The following is a 15,781-nucleotide window of genomic DNA, read 5'->3' on the forward strand; positions in this document are numbered from 1 at the left end:
CTCGAAGTCGGGGATACATCGGACTCGCGCGGTGCCGGGGTCCAGCCCGGCACCGCGCACTCGTTCGGGCGGTGGGGTCAGGCTCCGATGCCCACTTCCTCCGGGGCCACGTCGGCACCCGGCGCGGAGGGCTCGAGCGCCTCGGCGACGCGCTGCGACAGCGAGCTGTCGACGTTCGCCCAGTACTGCAGCACCCGCTGGCGCAGCTCGGGACGCGTGACCTTCGACACGTGCCCGGCGATGTTCGCCACGAGTCGAGCCCGGGCGGCGTCGTCGAGGACCTCGCGGTAGAGCGTGCCCGCCTGGCCGAAGTCGTCGTCCTCCGGGTGCAGGGTCGCCGCGGCGCGCGTCAGCTCGCCGTCGCTCTCCCAGCCGGTCGACTCCGCCGCGCGAGCGGGGTCGGCGTGCGCGCCGCCCATCGTGTTGGGCGCGTAGACCGGGACCTCGGACTTCTGGAAGTCGAAGCGCATGGCGCCGTCCTTCGAGTACGAGTGCACGGGCGACTTCGGCGCGTTGACCGGGAGCTGCGCGTGGTTGGCGCCCACGCGGTAGCGGTGCGCGTCGGCGTAGCTGAAGATGCGCGCGAGGAGCATCTTGTCGGGGCTCGCGGCGATGCCCGGCACGAAGTTCGACGGAGCGAACGCGGCCTGCTCGATCTGCGCGAAGTAGTTCTCGGGGTTGCGGTCGAGGATCATCGTGCCGACCTCGATCAGCGGGTAGTCCGCGTGCGGCCAGACCTTGGTGAGATCGAACGGGTTGAACCGGTACGACTTCGCGTCCTCGTAGGGCATGACCTGCACCGAGAGGGTCCAGGTCGGGTAGTCGCCGCGGTCGATCGCGGTGGACAGGTCGCGGATGTGGAAGTCGGCGTCCTCTCCGGCGATCTGGTCGGCCTGCTCCTGGCTGAGGATCTCGACGCCCTGGTCGGTCTTGAAGTGGTACTTGACCCAGAAGCGCTCGCCGGCCGCGTTGATCCACTGGTAGGTGTGCGATCCGAAGCCGTCCATGTGGCGCCACGAGCTCGGCAGACCGCGGTCGCCCATGAGCCAGGTGACCTGGTGGGCCGACTCCGGGGACAGGGTCCAGAAGTCCCACTGCATGTCGTGGTCGCGCAGGTGCGAGCCGGGGAGGCGCTTCTGCGAGCGGATGAAGTCGGGGAACTTGATTCCGTCGCGCAGGAAGAACACCGGGGTGTTGTTGCCGACGAGGTCGTAGTTGCCCTCGCTCGTGTAGAACTTCAACGCGAAGCCGCGCGGGTCGCGCCAGGTGTCGGGCGAGCCCTGCTCGCCGGCGACGGTCGAGAAGCGCGCGAGCATCTCGGTCTCGACGCCGGGCTGGAAGAGCGCGGCGCGGGTGTAGGCGCTCACGTCGCCGGTGGTGACGAAGCGACCGAACGCTCCGCCGCCCTTGGCGTGGACGACTCGCTCCGGGATGCGCTCGCGGTTGAACTGCGCGAGCTTCTCGAGGAGGTAGTGGTCGTGGAGCGCGAGGGGGCCGTCGGCCCCGACGCTCAGCGAGTGCTGGTCGCTCGCGACCGGCGCTCCGGAGTTCGTCGTCGTGAATCGTTCCTCGGTCATGTTCCTCCTGTCGGCGGCGCGCCCGTGCGGCGCACCACTGCGGTGATGGGGTCGGGTCAGTTCGCGGACGCCCGGAGGCAGTCGGGGCAGGTGCCCCAGAACGTGACCTCGGCCGTGTCGACGGCGAAGCCGCTCGACGTGGACGGGTGCAGGCACGGGGCCGCTCCGACGACGCAGTCGACGTCGGCCACGGCGCCGCACTGCCGGCAGACGACGTGGTGGTGGTTGTCGCCCACCCGCAGCTCGAAGCGGCGGGGGTGACCCTCCGGCTCGATGCGGCGGGTGAGGCCGGCGTCGGTGAACGCGGAGAGCACTCCGTAGACCGCTTGCGCGGAGGTGTCGGGGAGCTCGACGCGCACGCGCGCCAGGACCTCGTCGACTCCGGAGTGCGGGTGCTCCTCGAGTGCGTGCAGGACGGCGCGCCGCGTGGCGGTGGCCTTGAGCCCGGAGGCTCGGAGGCGGTCGTCCTGTGTCGTCATGCCGGTGACGCTACCGCAGTTGTGTTGAGTGAGTCAAAACAACGCGGCGAGTCGGAGGGGGCGCCTGTGCGATCTGCAGGGGATGCGGCGGGCATGCGACTCCGGCTTGCGACGGGAAGGGCATTCCCGGCCGGATCGCCTGCAGACCGCACAAGTGCCTGCAGATCGTGCAGACACCTGCAGATCGTGCGGGTACCTGCGGATCGGGCGGGTGCCTGCAGATCGTGCGGGTAACGGCAGATCGCGCGGGTGCCTGCAGATCGTGCGGGTACCAGCGGAGTGGGCGGGTGGCGGTCGAGAGGGCGGCCGACTGCGGGCGGCGACGGAGCCGCGGGCAGGGGCGTCACTCCGCGTGAGATCAGGCGACGGGGCCCTCGGTGAGGGTGACGGGGGCGGAGTGGGCGATTCCGGAGGCGTCGGTCCAGGAGAGGGTGACGGACTCGCCGGGCTCGCGGTCGGCGAGCGCCGCCGAGAGCGCGTCGGCAGAGGCGACCGGAGCGCCGTCGACGGCCGTGACCACGTCGCCGGCGGCGAGGCCGACCGTCGCGGCCGGGGTGCCATCGATCACTCCGCCGACGACGGCACCCGCAGCACCCGCGCCCCCTGCGCCGGACGCGTACGGGCTCGCGCCCGAGGAGAGCGAGACGCCCAGGAACGCCGGGTAGCCGATCTCGATGGTGGCGGTGTCGGCGCCCGCCTCGATCTGCGTGACGATGTCGAGTGCGGTCGCGATCGGGATCGCGAAGCCCGTGATGTCGGCGGATCCGCTCGACGCCGCGGTGTCGATCCCGACCACCGCGCCGGAGGCGTCGACCAGGGGTCCGCCCGAGTCGCCCGAGACGATGTCGGCGTCGACCTGGATGAGACCCCGCAGCGTCTCTCCGGCGACACCCGTCTCGGACTGCGTGGTGATGCTCTGCTCGAGCGCGGTGACGGTGCCGGCCGCGGCGACCAGGTCGCCGGTGCCCTCGGCGTTGCCCACGGCGGTCACGGAGTCGCCGACCGCGACGCCGTCGGTGTCGAGCGTCGCGGGGGTGAGGCCGGAGGCGTCCTCGAGCTGGAGCACGGCGATGTCGTTCGTCGCGTCGGTGCCGACGACGCGGGCCGTGTAGGTCTCGCCGGTCGACTCGACGGTGACGGCGATGCCCGTCGCGCCCTCGACCACGTGGTTGTTGGTCAGGATCATGCCGTCGGAGGTGAGGATCACGCCGGTGCCGGCGGAGCGCGCCCCCTGGTAGGTCAGGTCGGAGACGATCGTGACGACTCCGGTGGTCTGCGCGGTCGAGGCGGGGACGACGTCGGTGGGCGTGCTCGTGCTCGACGAGGAGCCGGACCCGCCGCTGTAACCGGAGCCGCTGCCGTACCCGGACCCGCTGCCGTACGGGGAGATCGCGAAGCCGCCGCCGAAGGACCCGTGCGAGCCGCCGGGGTAGACGATCGTCGCGGTGTTCGAGGAGGACGACGACGCGGCCTCGGTGGTGCCCGCGTACGAGACTCCGCCCGCCGCGACGCCGATCAGCACGGCGAGCCCGGCGCCACCCGCGATCAGCGCGCGGCGTCGACGGCGGCGGTCGTCGGTGCGGAGCGCGAGACGCTCCTCGGGCGCGGCGGCGGGGTCGGGCAGTCGCTCCGATCCGTCCGATTCGTGCGTCTCGTTCATGGTTCGTCCTCCAGCCGGGTCGCGGTCGTCGCGACAGGACTTCAGTGAACGACCGCGCCTTCGCGGCGCGCTGGGCGAATCCGATGAGGACTCTATGAAGGTCGGCGAGTGGCCGAGGAAATAGTTGTGGCTACAACTGAGTTGGGTCTAGCGTGAACACGATGAACGCCACTGCCCCCGACCTGCTCGCGCCCGACACGACGATGGGCGCGGTCACCCTGCGCGTCGCCGACCTCGACGGGATGGTCGCGTACTACCGCGACGCCGTCACCCTCGACGTCCTCTCGCAGGACGGCTCCGTCGCCGTGCTGGGCCGCGGAGGCGTCGCCGCCGTGATCCTGCAGCACGCCCCGGAGCTGCGCCACGCCGGCCCCCGCGCGGCCGGGCTCTTCCACACGGCGATCCTGTGCGAGTCGGAGGCGGCGCTCGCCGCGGCCGTCTACAGTGTCGCGACCCGGCACCCGGGCTCCTTCACCGGCAGCTCCGACCACCTGGTCAGCAAGGCCTTCTACTTCGACGACCCCGAGCACAACGGCGTCGAGCTCTACTGGGACCGCGACCGCACCCAGTGGTCGTGGACGCACGGGCGGATCGAGATGGGCACCCTGTTCCTCGACCCGAACACGTTCCTCCAGGAGCACCTCACCGAGGAGTCGATCGCGCAGCCCCGCCTCGGCGGCGCCTCCGTCGGGCACGTGCACCTCAGCGTCGGCGACGTGGCGACGGCGAAGGAGTTCTACGTCGACCGGCTCGGCTTCGAGACCACGATCGCGTACGGCGGCCAGGCGCTCTTCGTCTCGGCAGGCGGCTACCACCACCACATGGCCATGAACACCTGGAACTCGCTCGGCGCCGGACGGCGGCAGCTCGCCCTCGGACTCGGGCAGGTCGAGATCGTCGTGCCCGGCGCCGACGACCTCGGCGCCCTCGAGGAGCGGCTGCGCCACGCGTCGATCGCGACGCAGGACGACGGACGGACGCTCGGGTTCGAGGACCCCTGGGCGAACGCGATCCGGGTGACGGCCGCGGGTCGCTGAGCGCACCTCCTCCGGGATTCCGCGGGCGGTACCATGGGCGCGCGGACTCCCGCACACTCCCCCGACACTCCGGAGAGACACGATGCCCACGATCGTCGTTGAGGTCATGCCCAAGGCAGAGCTGCTCGACCCCCAGGGGAAGGCCGTCGCCGGCGCCCTCTCGCGCCTCGGCCACTCCGCCGTGAGCGGCGTCCGCGTCGGCAAGCGCTTCGAGATCACGGTCGACGAGGTCACCGACGAGGTGCGCGCCTCGATCGCCCGCATCGCCGACGAGATGCTCTCGAACTCGGTCATCGAGGACGTCGTCGGCATCCACTACCCGGAGGTCTGACCGACATGCGGATCGGCGTCATCACCTTCCCCGGCTCGCTCGACGACCGCGACGCGCAGCGCGCGATCCGGTTCGCCGACGCCGAGCCCGTCGCGCTCTGGCACGGCGACCACGACCTGCAGGGCGTCGACGCGATCGTGCTGCCCGGCGGCTTCTCCTACGGCGACTACCTGCGCTGCGGAGCGATCGCCTCGCACTCGCCGATCATGCGCGAGGTCATCGCCGCGGCGAACGCCGGCATGCCGGTCCTGGGCATCTGCAACGGCTTCCAGATGCTGACCGAGGCGCACCTGCTGCCCGGCGGCCTCATCCGCAACGACGCCGGATCCTTCGTCTGCCGCGACCAGCGCCTGATGGTCGCGAGCACCGCCACCGCCTGGACCAACGGCTTCGAGCCGGGCCAGGAGATCACGATCCCGCTGAAGAACGGCGAGGGCGGCTACATCGCGTCGGCCGACACGCTGCTGCGGCTCGAGGCGGAGGGGCGCGTCGTCGTCCGCTACCTCGGCGAGAACCCCAACGGCTCGATGAACAACATCGCCGGCATCAGCAACGCCCGCGGCAACGTGGTGGGGCTCATGCCGCACCCGGAGCACGCGGTGGAGCCCGGCTTCGGCCCGGACACCCGCGCCGCGATGCGCTCGGGCGTGGACGGGCTGACGTTCTTCACGTCGGCGGTGCGCGCGCTGGTCGCTGCGGCGTAGCGCTCGACCGTCGGAACGGCCGGGACCCTTCGGGGTTCCGGCCGTTCGTCGTTCCCCGGGGCTGCGCTGCCGGTGGACGGGGATCTCGAGACGCCCGCTGCGCGGGCTACTCGATCAGCAAGGGAGGCGCAACCCGATCGCCGCTGGTCGAGTAGCCCCGGAGGGGCGAATCGAGACCCGGCCTCGCAGGACACGGGGATCTCGATACGCCCGCTGCGCGGGCTACTCGATCAGCAGGAGGACGGGTCGGGACGCTCTGCCCGCTGGTCGAGTAGCCCCGGAGGGGCGTATCGAGACCCGACGTCGCCGGGACGGGCGTCTCGAGACGTCCGCGGAGCGGGCTGCTCGATCAGGGGAGGCGCTACGGGCCGGTGAGGACCTCGGGCTCGGGGGTCATCGAGATCGTGGGGATGGAGGCGGTGATGACGGTGCCGTCGGAGCGGCGGGTGCCCTCGATGTCGGACGTGGTCGGCGCGCCGATGAGGCGCGGGCCCTGGTGGCCGAGGCCCACGCGGACGGGGTTGCCGGCCTCGACGTGCACGCGCTCGTCGCGCACGGTGATCGCCGCGGCGTCGCCCGTCTCGACCGTCAGCAGCACCGCGTCCTGGGTGACCTCGACGCGCACTCGCGTGCCGTGCAGCGTGATGCGGAAGGTCAGCCGCTCCCAGTCGCCGGGCAGGCGCGGGTCGAGCGTGATCCGTCCGCCGTGGTCGCGCATGCCGCCGAAGCCGTAGACGAGGGCGCTCCAGACGCCGCCGGTCGAGGCGACGTGGATGCCGTCGGCGGTGTTGCGGTGCAGATCGGCGAGGTCGACGAAGAGCGCCGAGAGGAAGTAGTGCTTCGAGAGCTCGTGGTAGCCGACCTCGGCCGCGATGATCGACTGCACGACCGCCGAGAGGGTCGAGTCGCCGGTCGTCAGCGCGTCGTAGTACTCGAAGTCGGCGCGCTTCTGCTCGGCGGTGAACTCGTTGCCCTGCAGGAGGAGCGCCAGCACGACGTCGGCCTGCTTGAGCACCTGGAAGCGGTAGATGACCAGCGGGTGGAAGTGCAGCAGCAGCGGGCGCTTGCTCGCGGGGGTGTTCTCGAGGTCCCACAGCTCCTTCTCGAGGAACGCGGCGTCCTGCGGGTGGATGCCGGCGCGCTGGTCGAAGGGGATGTGCATCTTGTCGGCCGCGCGGGCCCACTCGAGGACCTCGTCCTCGTCGAGCGTGAGGCGGACGGCCATCCGCTCGTACGCGGCGGGCTCGACCGCCTTCAGCAGCTCGACGGCGCGCGCGGCGGCGCGGAGGTTCGAGCGCGCCATGACGTTCGTGTACAGGTTGTCGTTGACGACGGTCGTGTACTCGTCCGGGCCCGTCACTCCGTGGATGTGGAAGTGGTCGTCGCCGTTGCTGCGCCAGAAGCCCAGGTCGGCCCACATGCGCGCGGTCTCGACGAGGATGTCGATCGCTCCGCGCGCGAGGAAGTCGTCATCGCCCGTCGCCGCCACGTACTGCATCAGCGCATACGAGATGTCGGCGTCGATGTGGTACTGCGCGGTGCCGGCGGCGTAGTAGGCCGACGACTCCTGGCCGTTGATGGTGCGCCAGGGGAAGAGCGCTCCGCGCTGGTTGAGCTCGGCCGCGCGGGCGCGCGCCGCCTCGAGCATGTTCTGGCGGAAGCGCAGCGCGTTCCGGGCGACGAGCGGCGCGGTGTAGCTGAGGAACGGGAGGACGTAGACCTCGGTGTCCCAGAAGTAGTGGCCGCCGTATCCCGACCCCGACACGCCCTTGGCCGCGACTCCGCCGCCGTCGGTGCGCGCGGTCGACTGGGCGAGCTGGAAGAGGTTCCAGCGGGTGGCCTGCTGGATCGCGGGCTGACCGTCGATCTGCACGTCGGAGCGGGCCCAGAAGTCGTCGAGCCACTCGCGCTGCTTGACGAACTGCTCCTCGACCGGCGTCTCGCGGGCGCGGTCGAGGGTGCGGTCGCAGCGGTCGGCGAGCTCGCGCACCGGCACGCCGCGGGAGGTGTGGTACGTCAGCGTCTTGACCAGGCGGATCGGGTTGCCCGCCTTCGCCTTGACGCGGTAGACGTGCTTGGCGAGGTCGTCGTCGATCTGGGAGGTCTGGTCCCACTCGTTCTCGGTCTCGAGGACGTGCTCGGCGCCGCACGCGATCGTCATCTGCGAGTTCGTGGTGCGGTAGCCGAGCAGGTAGCGCGTTCCGTTGACCCGCTTCAGACGCGGCTGGAGCACGCGGTCCTCGAAGGACTCGGCCTTGCGCGGGTCGAAGCCCGCCGCCTCGCTGCCCGAGGGCGCGTGGTACTCGTCCACTCCGTCCTGGCGGTTGAGGATCTGGCTCGAGATGAGCACCGACGCGTCGCCGTCGAGGAGCTCCACCTCGTAGTCGAGGATCGCCAGGTGGCGGTCGGTGAAGGACACCAGACGGCGCGAGCGGATGAGCACGCGCTTGCCCGACGGGGTGCGCCACTCGAGCTCGCGGTGCAGCACGCCGTTCGCGAAGTCGAGGCGGCGCGAGTACGAGAGGATGTCGGCCTCGCTGAGCACGAACGGCTCGTCGTCGACGTACAGGCGGACGATCTTGGCGTCCGGCACGTTCACGATGGTCTGGCCGACGCGGGCGAAGCCGAACGCCTCCTCCGCGTGGCGGATGGGCCAGGTCTCGTGGAAGCCGTTGATGAAGGAGCCGTAGGCGTAGCCGTCGCGACCCTCCTCGACGTTGCCGCGGAGGCCGAGGTAGCCGTTGCCGGTCGCGAAGAGCGTCTCGGTGCGCCCCTGCAGCTCGCTCGCGAACTCGGTCTCGAGCAGGGCCCACTCGTCGACCGGGAAGCGGTTGCGGTCGAGCGGGTCGGAGGTGATGGGGTTCATGCGGCGTCCTCGGGGGTGGAGACGGGGAGGAAGGGGAGGAGCTCGGCCAGGTCGTCCACGACGAGGTCGGCGCCGTGCTCGAGCAGGGTCTCGGCGCCGACTCCGCGGTCGACCCCGATGACGAGTCCGAAGGCGCCCGCGCGGCCGGCGGCCACTCCGGAGTGAGCGTCCTCGACGACGGCGCACTCGGCGGCGGTGAGTCCGAGCATCTCGGCGGCGTAGAGGTAGGTGTCGGGAGCGGGCTTGCCCGCGATGGAGCGCTCGGCGGCGAGCAGGCCGTCGACGACCACCTCGAAGCGGTCGCGCAGGCCGGCGGCGACGAGCACGGGCACGCCGTTGCGGGAGGAGGTCACGACGGCGACCTCGACCCCCGCGGCGATCGCGGCGTCGAGGAACGCGAGCGAGCCGGGGTAGGGGGCGACCCCCTCCGCCTCGAGCACGGCGTTGAACGCCGCGTTCTTGCGGTTGCCCAGCCCGCAGACCGTCTCGAGCGCGGGGTCGTCGGACGGCTCGCCCTCGGGCAGCACGATGCCGCGGGAGGCGAGGAGCGCCCGGACGCCGTCGTAGCGCGGGCGCCCGTCGACGTAGCGGAAGTAGTCGGCGTCGGAGTAGCCCTCGGCGATCCCCTTCGACTCGAGGTACGACGTGAAGAGCCGCGACCATGCGTGCATGTGCACGTCGGCGGTCGGCGTCAGGACGCCGTCGAGATCGAACAGGAGCGCTCGGAGCCCGCGGAGAGCGGAGGCGTCGGGGCGCGCGGAGGGAACAGACACGGCGGGGGAACCTCTGGTCGGGGGCAGGATGCGGCGGTGTCCGCCGGCGACGGCCGCCCGCCACGGACTGTGAAGAATCGTATACGCCGCCCGGGGTGGTGTCTGGAACCGTTTACACGTCCGTCATGTGCGCGCCTCGCGGCGTGCCTCTCGACGCCGCGCCCGGCGCAGGAGGCGGGCCCGACGCCTCCGTCACGCGCTCCTGTCGAGTTCGATCCGCGCGTCGGCGAGCTGGGAGACGCGGGCAGGGCTGATCTGCAGCGCTGCCGCGACGGCTTCGACGGTGTAGCCCCCGTCGCGGAGCTCGCGGACGGCCTCGCGTCGGAGATCGCCGGCGCGCCGCAGTGCCGCGCGCGCCTCCGCCTCGGCCCGGGCGCCCTCGTTCCACTTCGCGAGGACCTCGGCCGGCGCTTCGACGGTCACCCTCACGTCGACCTCGTCGAGGCCGACGTCGAGGAACACCGCGGCGAGTTCGCGTGCGGCAGTCGGTATGCGACGCGTGGAGATCGCGCCGCCCGTCGCCACGACGACGGCTCCGTTCGCGGCGGTCGAGGCGAGTTCGGGGATCTCGATCGTCCACCATCCGCCGCCGTCTCGGAAGGCGCGCGCTGCAAGGACCCGGGGTTCGCTCATCGTGCTCAGTTCCATTCGCTCGGGGTGTCGTCGAAGGCCGCCTGCAGCTGCCGGATCAGGCCGGGCGAGACCTCGCCCCGGTGCTGAGCGAGCGTGAACGTCGTTCCTCCGCCGGTCCGACTCCACACCTCGTGGCTCCCCTCTGGCGAGTGCGCTGCCAGCCGCGCGAGCGGAGGAACCTCGCGACGTCCCGGTACTTCTGCGGCTTGGTCATCACCCTATTCCAGCCCTCCCTTGACGTCGAGTGTCAGGGTGGGATGGAAGTGGTGGAGGGTCTCGGATCGCCGGCGCTGTGGAGGGAGGTCGTCGAACCCGATGGACGACCGCCCGCTGAGGCGCGGCCGCCCGCGGTGCGAGCCGACATCCGCAGAGTCGAGGCGGGGCGGTAGCCCCGGTGATCGCCGCCTGTGAGCCTCAGTTCTGCGGCGCGGAGGCGTCCTCGACGGGCGGAGCGAGCCGGTGACGTCCGAGCGGGAGCATCAGCGGCGTACCGGAGGTGGGGTCGGTGATGATGCGGCTGTCGAGACCGAAGACCGCGCGGACCACGTCCTCGGTGAGCACCGCGGCGGGGGTGCCGGCGGCGTGCACGGTGCCGTCGGCCAGGGCGACGAGGTGGTCGGCGTAGCGGGCCGCGAGGTTGAGGTCGTGCAGCACCATCACGACGGTCGTGCCGCGCGAGCGGTTGAGATCGACGAGGAGATCGAGCACCTCGACCTGGTGGCTGACGTCGAGGAACGTGGTCGGCTCGTCCAGCAGCAGCAGATCGGTCTCCTGCGCGAGGGCCATGGCGATCCAGACGCGCTGGCGCTGCCCGCCCGAGAGCTCGTCGACCGCGCGGTCGGCGAGGGCGGCGGTGTCGGTGGCGTCCAGCGCCGTCGCCACAGCCTCGTCGTCGTGCGCGTTCCAGCGGCTCAGGATGCCCTGGTGCGGATGGCGTCCGCGGCCGACGAGATCGGCGACGGTGATCCCCTCCGGAGCGATCGGCGACTGCGGGAGGAGGCCGAGCGTGCGCGCCAGCTGCTTCGCGGGCATCCGGTGCACGGCCTTGCCGTCGAGCAGGACGGTGCCGGCGCGCGGGGCGAGCAGGCGCGACATCGAGCGCAGGAGGGTCGACTTGCCGCAGGCGTTCGCGCCGACGATCGCGGTGATCCGGCCGGGCGGGACGACGAGGTCGAGGCCGTCGACGACGGTGCGGTCGCCGTAGCCGAGGGTGAGGCTCTCGACGGTGAGGGTGTGCTCGGCGGTCACAGGGACCCTCCCGATCGGTTGCTGCGGATGATGAGGTAGATCAGGTAGGGGGCGCCGAGGACCCCGGTCACGACTCCGACCGGGTAGCGCAGCCCCAGCGCGTACTGCCCGACGAGGTCGGCGACGAGCACGAGCAGCGCGCCGACGAGGGCCGACGGCACCAGGAGGGAGGCGCCCGGGCCGATGAGGCGCGCCGCGATGGGTCCGGACAGGAACGCGACGAAGGCGATCGGTCCGGCGGCGGCCGTGGCGAACGCGATGAGGCCGACGGCCGCGACGATCACGACGAGGCGCGTGCGGTTCACCCGGATGCCGAGGGCCGAGGCGGTGTCGTCGCCGAGCTGCGTGCCGGCGAGGTCGCGGGAGCTGAGCAGCAGAACCGGGGTCAGCACGACGACGGCCACGAGGACCGGGACGACCTCCTCCCAGCGCGCCCCGTTCAGGCTGCCGGTGAGCCAGCGGCTCGCCTCCTGGAAGTCGAAGGCGGCGGCGCGGGACAGGATGTACGCGGTGACGCTGTCGAGCATGGCGGCGACGCCGATGCCGATGAGGATCAGCCGCGTGCCCGCGACTCCGCTGCGGTAGGCGAGGGCGTAGACCACCAGGGCGACCGCCAGACCGGCGGTGATCGCGAGGATCGAGACCTGCGTGGATCCGAGCGACAGCGTCACGATGGCGAAGGCCGCGGCGGCGGAGGCGCCCGCGCTGATGCCGATGATGTCGGGGCTCGCGAGCGGGTTCCGCAGCATGGTCTGGAAGCTGACGCCGCCGAGGCCGAAGCAGAGGCCCACGAGCACCGCGAGCACGGCGCGCGGGAGGCGGAGGCGGCCGACGGTGAAGGAGGCGCCCGGCACCTGCTCGCCGAGGATCACCCGGAGCACCTCGTCGGGGGTGTAGACGGTCTGGCCGTAGACGAGCGAGAGCGCGAAGGCGACGACGACCGCGACGGCGAGCACCGCGACGACCGAGCGGCGGCGGGCGCCTCGACGGCGACGACCGGCGGCGACCGCGACGGCGGTGGCGGAGTGGCTCCGCTCGAGCACCCCGGTCACAGCTCGCGCACCTTCTGGCGGCGGACGATCGCGATGAAGACGGGAGCGCCGATCAGCGCGGTGATGATGCCGACGTCGATCTCGCTGGGGCGCGCGACGATGCGACCCACGACATCGGCGCCGGTGAGGAGGATCGCGCCGGCGACGGCCGAGAACGGCAGCAGCCAGCGGTGGTCGACTCCGACGATCAGGCGGCAGGCGTGCGGGACGACGAGTCCGACGAAGCCGATCGGTCCGGTGATCGCGGTCGTCGCTCCGCAGAGGACCACCGCGCCCAGTGCCGCGGCGCCCCGGGCGACGGCGACGCGCTCGCCGAGACCCGCGGCGAGCTCGTCGCCGAGCGCCAGGGTGTTGAGGCTCTTGGCCGAGAGCACGCAGATCGCGAAGCCGACCGCGAGGAACGGCAGGACCTGGCCGATGCTCGCGAAGGTGCCGCCGCCCACTCCGCCGATCTGCCACGAGCGGATGCCGCCCGAGAGGTCGGCGCGGGGCAGGACGATCGCGCTGATCACCGAGACGAGGGCGGCCGAGGTGGCGGCGCCGGCGAGCGCGAGCTTGAGCGGAGTCGCTCCCCCGCGGCCGAGGGATCCGACGACGTAGACGAAGACGGCCGCGACGGCGGCGCCTCCGATCGCGACCCAGATGAAGCCGGTGGCGGTGCTGAGACCGAAGAAGACGATGCCGGTGACGACGGCGAGCGAGGCCCCGGTGTTCACTCCGAGGATCCCCGGATCGGCGAGCGGATTGCGGGTGACGCCCTGCATCAGCACGCCGGCCACCCCGAGGGCGGCGCCGGCGGTCATCGCGAGGACCGTGCGCGGGAGGCGCTTGGCGACCGCGGCCTGCCCGAAGCCGTCGGTCGAGCCTCCGAAGGCCGCGACCACATCGCTCCAGGCGACCTCGCGCGAGCCGATCATGACCGAGAGCACGCCCACGCCGACGAGTACTGCGACCGCGACGAGCAGCCAGAGCGCACGCAGACGCCGCGGACGTCGCACAGCGGCGACGCCCGCGGCGGCAGGCGGGGCGGTGAGGGTCACTTCGCCTTGTCGGCGGCCTCGGCCAGGAGGCCCAGGTAGTCGTCGAGGACGTACGAGATCGACAGCGGGGTCGGGTTCGCGGCGGTGCCCAGCGGGGTGGACGGGAGGCGGACGATGGCGTCGTTCGCGACGGCCGGGATCTGCGAGAGCAGCGGGTCGGCCTTGAGCGTGTTCACGAGCTCGTCGTCGCCGTAGGTCACGATCACGTCGACGTCGTCGAACGCGTCGGCCTGCTCGGCGCTCTGCGTGAGCGAGAACGCGTCGGTGGTCGCCGAGGCGGTCTCGATGCTGCCGGGGGTGGTCAGGCCGAGGTCGGCGAAGAAGGCCGGACGGGTGTCGTGCGTCGTGTAGAAGCTGACCTGGCTGAGGTCGGTCGGGTCGACATGGGTGAGGAACATGGCGGAGGTGCCCTCGAGCTGCGGGTAGGCGGCGGCCGCCTCCTGGATCTCGCCCTCGAGCTCGGTGACGAGCTCCTCGCCCTCGGCGGCCATGCCCATGGCCTCGCTGTTGAAGGTGATGGTGTCGCGCCAGGAGGTGCCCCACGCGGTGTCGGGGTAGGCGACGACGGGAGCGATCTCGCTCAGGGTGTCGTAGTCCTCCTGCGTCAGGCCGGAGTAGGCGGCGAGGATCACGTCGGGCTGCGTGTCGGCGACGGCCTCGAAGTCGATGCCGTCGGTCTCGTCGAAGAGGACGGGGGTCTCGCCGCCGAGCTCCTCGAGCTTCGCGGAGACCCAGGGCAGGAGTCCGTCGCCGTCGTCGTCGCCGAAGTTGGCGGCGGCCATGCCCACGGGGACGACGCCCAGCGCGAGCGGGACCTCGTGGTTCGCCCAGTTGACGGTCGCGACGCGCTCGGGCTGGGACTCGATGGTCGTCGTGCCCAGCGCGTGCTCGATGGTGATGGGGGTGAAATCGCTGTCCGCCCCCTCCGATCCGGTCGCGGCGGACGAGCAGCCGGCGAGACCGGCGGTGAGCAGTGCGGTCGCGAGCAGTGCGAGCGGCTTGGTGACGCGGGGCATCGTTCCCTTTCGGAAGGCGGTTCCAGGAGTGTCGGTCGAGTGGACCGAGAGTAAGGATAGCCTAACCAATATGTGAGGGATTCTTCAGGCTGCGGCGAGCTTCTCGACCGTGCGGAGGTTCCGGGTGGTCGTGGTGGCGCGGTAGGCGGCGCGGGCCAGGACCTTCGCCGCCGGAGTGTCCGTGGACGACCCGCGCGGGCAGCGCCAGTAGAGGACTCCCGCGCCCCTCTGCAGGAGGTCGACGTCGTTCGTGCCGATCGCGGCGAGGGCGTCGTCGAGTGCGGCGTCGCTCGAGCCGAAGACGACGTACGGATGCGCGACGTCGTCGATCCGCTCGAACGGGTACGCGCGGGCGACCGCGGCGAGCGCCTCCTGCTCGACGAGGACGATCCAGGCGTCGTAGCCGAAGCGCTCCTCCAGCGCGGCCTCGAGGGCGGGCTTCAGCTCGGCGGGGTCGCGGTCGGAGTCGAAGGCCGCGTTGCCGCTCGCGAGGACCGTGCGGACTCCCGCGCCGCCGATGCTCTCGACGACCGCCGCGAGGTCGGCGCTGCGGACCGTGCGTCCGTTGACGTTCACTCCGCGCAGCAGCGCCAGGTAGCGGGTCATGCCGCGACGGTAGCGTGACGGCATGGTGCTGGGAAGCGGACGACGACGCGCGGAGCCGACTCTCGAGGACGCGATCCTGCAGGCGAGCACGCGCGGGCCGGGCGCGCGGACCCGCGCCGAGCTCACTCCTCCGTCGGGTCGGCATCTCGTGCTGCCCGAGACCTCGGGGACGGTGCTCGCGATCGACGTCGACGCGCTCGTCGCGCTCGCGGCGCGGGAGGACCTGTTCGTAGCGCTGGAGCGGCGGGCAGGCTCTTTCGCGGTGGCCGCGACTCCGCTGCTCTCGTGGTGGTCGGCCGATGAGACGGTGCCCGACGAGGCCCAGGAGCGGCGGATCGACGCGCAGGCGCTCGCCGCGGTCGTGCTCGGGGCGGGGCCGGGGGCGGATGTGGACTCGCGGCTGGACGCGCTCGCGGCGGCGGCGGACCTGGACGGGCTGGCGTCGGCACTGGCGCTGCTCGCCCGGGTGCCGGACCCGCCGGCGGCGTACCAGGATCCGGAGGGGTTCCTGCGGGTGATCGCTCCGGAGTCGCCGTTCGAGCGGCGACTGACCGTGCTGTCCCGCGTGGAGGCGCCGGCGGAGGCGCTGCTGCTGGTGCTGCGGGACTGCGCGTTCACGGCGACGCTGCCCCGGCGGCGCGCGGCGATCGCGGCCCTCGCGGAGCGACTCCGGGCGTCGGACCCGTCGGCGCGGGTCGAGGAGCTCGCGGTCGCGGTGGACGCGGCGCTGGAGAAGCGCTGGGGCGTGCTGTGAGGTGC

16 protein-coding genes are annotated in these 15,781 nt (G+C 72.1%); 4 read left to right on the forward strand and 12 right to left on the reverse strand.

Translation table 11 applies throughout. The features are described from left to right. Positions 1–77: 77 nt before the first annotated feature. The 3 genes from C1I63_RS03540 to C1I63_RS03550 all read right to left on the reverse strand — a co-directional run bounded on the left by C1I63_RS03540 (position 78) and on the right by C1I63_RS03550 (position 3,716). Positions 78–1,577, reverse strand: a complete 1,500-nt coding sequence (locus C1I63_RS03540) for a catalase (RefSeq protein ID WP_107573795.1) — start codon at positions 1,575–1,577, stop codon at positions 78–80. A gap of 56 nt (positions 1,578–1,633) precedes the next feature. Further along, positions 1,634–2,056: a Fur family transcriptional regulator gene (locus tag C1I63_RS03545; RefSeq protein ID WP_055794305.1), complete on the reverse strand. Its 423-nt coding sequence runs from the start codon at positions 2,054–2,056 to the stop codon at positions 1,634–1,636. Positions 2,057–2,414: 358 nt separating this feature from the next. Beyond that, the gene (locus tag C1I63_RS03550) at positions 2,415–3,716 is read right to left on the reverse strand and encodes a S1C family serine protease (protein WP_107573796.1); all 1,302 of its coding nucleotides are present in this window, start codon (positions 3,714–3,716) and stop codon (positions 2,415–2,417) included. 161 nt (positions 3,717–3,877) lie between these two features. On the opposite strand from C1I63_RS03550, the gene C1I63_RS03555 reads away from it, so the two are divergent. The 3 genes from C1I63_RS03555 (at position 3,878) to purQ (ending at position 5,788) form a co-directional block, all read left to right on the forward strand. Continuing rightward, entirely contained in the window at positions 3,878–4,753 is an 876-nt protein-coding gene (locus C1I63_RS03555) for a VOC family protein (RefSeq protein ID WP_107575721.1), read from the forward strand. Between the two features lie 82 nt (positions 4,754–4,835). Then, positions 4,836–5,084 carry a phosphoribosylformylglycinamidine synthase subunit PurS gene (purS, locus tag C1I63_RS03560; protein WP_055794302.1) on the forward strand — a complete coding sequence of 83 codons (249 nt, stop codon included), beginning with the start codon at positions 4,836–4,838 and terminating at the stop codon, positions 5,082–5,084. A gap of 5 nt (positions 5,085–5,089) precedes the next feature. Beyond that, entirely contained in the window at positions 5,090–5,788 is a 699-nt protein-coding gene (purQ, locus tag C1I63_RS03565) for a phosphoribosylformylglycinamidine synthase subunit PurQ (protein ID WP_107573797.1), read from the forward strand. Between the two features lie 361 nt (positions 5,789–6,149). On the opposite strand, the gene C1I63_RS03570 is transcribed toward purQ, so the two are convergent. The 9 genes from C1I63_RS03570 to C1I63_RS03605 all read right to left on the reverse strand — a co-directional run bounded on the left by C1I63_RS03570 (position 6,150) and on the right by C1I63_RS03605 (position 15,022). Next, entirely contained in the window at positions 6,150–8,654 is a 2,505-nt protein-coding gene (locus C1I63_RS03570; protein ID WP_055794298.1) for a glycoside hydrolase family 65 protein, read from the reverse strand. Next, complete coding sequence (locus C1I63_RS03575) at positions 8,651–9,427, reverse strand: HAD family hydrolase (RefSeq protein ID WP_107573798.1); 777 nt, start codon at positions 9,425–9,427, stop codon at positions 8,651–8,653. The genes C1I63_RS03570 and C1I63_RS03575 overlap by 4 nt, the downstream gene beginning before the upstream one ends. A 192-nt stretch (positions 9,428–9,619) precedes the next feature. Beyond that, on the reverse strand, positions 9,620–10,060 hold the full coding sequence (locus tag C1I63_RS03580) for a hypothetical protein (protein WP_146168355.1): 441 nt from the start codon (positions 10,058–10,060) through the stop codon (positions 9,620–9,622). A 5-nt stretch (positions 10,061–10,065) separates the two neighbouring features. Continuing rightward, complete coding sequence (locus tag C1I63_RS20255; protein WP_280523109.1) at positions 10,066–10,188, reverse strand: hypothetical protein; 123 nt, start codon at positions 10,186–10,188, stop codon at positions 10,066–10,068. A 286-nt stretch (positions 10,189–10,474) separates the two neighbouring features. Further along, positions 10,475–11,308 (reverse strand): ABC transporter ATP-binding protein, encoded by an 834-nt coding sequence (locus tag C1I63_RS03585; protein ID WP_107573800.1) that lies wholly within the window; start codon positions 11,306–11,308, stop codon positions 10,475–10,477. Further along, positions 11,305–12,360 (reverse strand): FecCD family ABC transporter permease, encoded by a 1,056-nt coding sequence (locus C1I63_RS03590; RefSeq protein ID WP_211315560.1) that lies wholly within the window; start codon positions 12,358–12,360, stop codon positions 11,305–11,307. The genes C1I63_RS03585 and C1I63_RS03590 overlap by 4 nt, the downstream gene beginning before the upstream one ends. Then, positions 12,357–13,400 carry a FecCD family ABC transporter permease gene (locus tag C1I63_RS03595; RefSeq protein ID WP_107573801.1) on the reverse strand — a complete coding sequence of 348 codons (1,044 nt, stop codon included), beginning with the start codon at positions 13,398–13,400 and terminating at the stop codon, positions 12,357–12,359. The genes C1I63_RS03590 and C1I63_RS03595 overlap by 4 nt, the downstream gene beginning before the upstream one ends. After that, entirely contained in the window at positions 13,397–14,416 is a 1,020-nt protein-coding gene (locus tag C1I63_RS03600; RefSeq protein WP_055794287.1) for an iron-siderophore ABC transporter substrate-binding protein, read from the reverse strand. Before C1I63_RS03600 ends, C1I63_RS03595 begins: the two co-directional genes overlap by 4 nt. Positions 14,417–14,500: 84 nt before the next feature. Then, a complete protein-coding gene (locus tag C1I63_RS03605) occupies positions 14,501–15,022 on the reverse strand; it encodes a DUF1697 domain-containing protein (protein WP_107573802.1) in 522 nt (173 codons plus the stop codon). 22 nt (positions 15,023–15,044) lie between these two features. Between C1I63_RS03605 and C1I63_RS03610 the strand changes: the two genes are divergently transcribed. Next, positions 15,045–15,776 (forward strand): DUF2254 family protein, encoded by a 732-nt coding sequence (locus C1I63_RS03610; RefSeq protein WP_107573803.1) that lies wholly within the window; start codon positions 15,045–15,047, stop codon positions 15,774–15,776. Positions 15,777–15,781 lie beyond the last annotated feature (5 nt).

Origin of the sequence: Rathayibacter caricis DSM 15933 (assembly GCF_003044275.1) — a bacterium.
GTDB lineage: Bacteria > Actinomycetota > Actinomycetes > Actinomycetales > Microbacteriaceae > Rathayibacter > Rathayibacter caricis.